The organism is Methanobrevibacter sp. UBA417, assembly GCF_002508845.1.
In the GTDB taxonomy this organism is placed as follows: domain Archaea; phylum Methanobacteriota; class Methanobacteria; order Methanobacteriales; family Methanobacteriaceae; genus Methanobrevibacter_A; species Methanobrevibacter_A acididurans.
The window spans coordinates 1-1868 of record NZ_DAZC01000031.1 but is presented as its reverse complement, the minus strand read 5'-3'; the positions used below and the strand labels follow the sequence as shown (position 1 = coordinate 1868).

General features: G+C 30.2%; 2 protein-coding genes and 1 pseudogene. All 3 read right to left on the bottom strand.

Features of this window, described 5'->3' with window-relative positions; all coding sequences use genetic code 11:
* Window positions 1-107: 107 nt before the first annotated feature.
* Window positions 108-934: pseudogene (locus BP769_RS06790) on the bottom strand (formate/nitrite transporter family protein).
* A gap of 332 nt (window positions 935-1266) precedes the next feature.
* Entirely contained in the window at window positions 1267-1587 is a 321-nt protein-coding gene (locus BP769_RS06785; protein ID WP_413862344.1) for a DUF2149 domain-containing protein, read from the bottom strand.
* Between the two features lie 26 nt (window positions 1588-1613).
* Window positions 1614-1868 (bottom strand): MotA/TolQ/ExbB proton channel family protein (locus BP769_RS06780; protein ID WP_413862336.1); only part of this gene is annotated, 255 nt, incomplete at its 5' end.

Below are 1868 nucleotides of genomic sequence, written 5' to 3'. Positions count from 1 at the left end.
AATATTAACTTTTAATTAAAAAAATAGATTTTAAGGAATAAATAATTACTCCTTAAAATCTAAATGAAAAGTTAATAATATAAACAATTGTTTAATTATTTTTTACTTTATTCTTTAACATATACATACCAGTAGGCGCATGCTACAAATAATGCTCCACCGATAATATTTCCGATTGTAACTGGTATTAAGTTATTCCATAATAATTGTACTACTGATATTTTTGCACCTAAGAACATACCTAATGGTATGAAAAACATATTAGCTACACTGTGCTCGAAACCTAAAGTTACGAAAGCCATAATTGGTACCCAAATACCAACAATTTTACCAATTATATCATCAGAAGCTACAGCCATGTATACAGCTAAACAAACTAGCCAGTTACATCCAATACCTCTTATTAAAGCTTGTACCCAAGTGATAGATTTAACAGCTTTACCAGCTGATAAGAAACTTGCTCCACCTAATGCTTTAGTGTTTGCAACTGTAAGTGCATTGCCCATAAATGGATCTGCAGTCATTAAACCAGATAAGTATGCTAATACGAAAGCAACGAATAAAGCTCCTACGAAGTTGAAAACCCAACTTCCAGCCCAATTCTTACATAATCTCCAATGCTAGATTTTCCATCTAAAACACCAGCAGTCATATACATAACATTACCAGTAAATAATTCGGATCCACAAATTACAACCATAATTAAACCTACAGGGAACACTGCACCAAATACAAATTTACAAATACCCGGAGGGAAACCCGCTGCAGCCATTCCAGCATTACATATTTCAGCTAACATTCCACCAAATGCAATGTAAGCACCAGCAAGGAATCCTAAAATTGCAAGAGATGCAATTGAAAGATTATTTTTACTTCCACCGATAGATGCTACAGCTTTTGCTGTATCACCCGGACTTTTAAAAGATGAACTCATTTTTTATTACCTCTTTTATACTATCCCATATTTAAAAAAAATAATACTCGATATAATTACCTCACAATAAAGAGTATTATGTATACTATTTAACATTTTTATTATAAAAACTATTTACGATATGAATTAAAAAGTAAGATTTATATACTAGTTTTAACAATTACAAAACTCGAACAAAATAACAAATAAAATAAAATTTTAAAACTAAATAATATTAATAACCAAAATTAGTAGAATAAAATTATAGTATATCTGAAAAAAAATAAACTTTAAAAACAAAAATATTAAAACGATATGAACAATCTTAAAATAAAAAAATAAAAAGTAAAAAATTAAGATGAAACCATAACAAGTTTTCCCGTATCAGGATCTTTATAAACTTTACCTACTTCACTATACCCTTGACCAGAAGAACTCCCACTAGCAGTTGTATCATTAGTAAAAGTTTCTCCAGTACTAATCTGTTGAGTATTTTGAGATTGCTGAGATTGCTGAGAAGTTTCAGATTGAATATTTGGATTAGCACTTAAAGCCAAAATAGCAAATATTAAGAACCCTAACGCTAAAACTAACATAGCATCAGATAAATTTGTTAAAGATGCCATCGGATCATCATCATCCATTTCAGTCAAACGTTTTCTTTTTCTTAAAATTTAAAACACTCCTTTAAAACATCACATTATATCTTTGATAATTTTTCAAGCACAGATTCCGCAACTGTCTCAAGAGTTGTTAAATCTGATTCATACCATTGTTTTTTATATTTAGACACCACATAAGACAAAGAACTGATAGTTAAACCAATGACAGTAGTATCAAAAGCAATAGTTAAAGAACTAGCTAAAGTCGCTATTTGACCAGAACCTAATGCAGAAAGACCAGGACCTAAAGGAATTAAAGTACCTAATAACCCAAGTACAGGACCAAGCCGAAC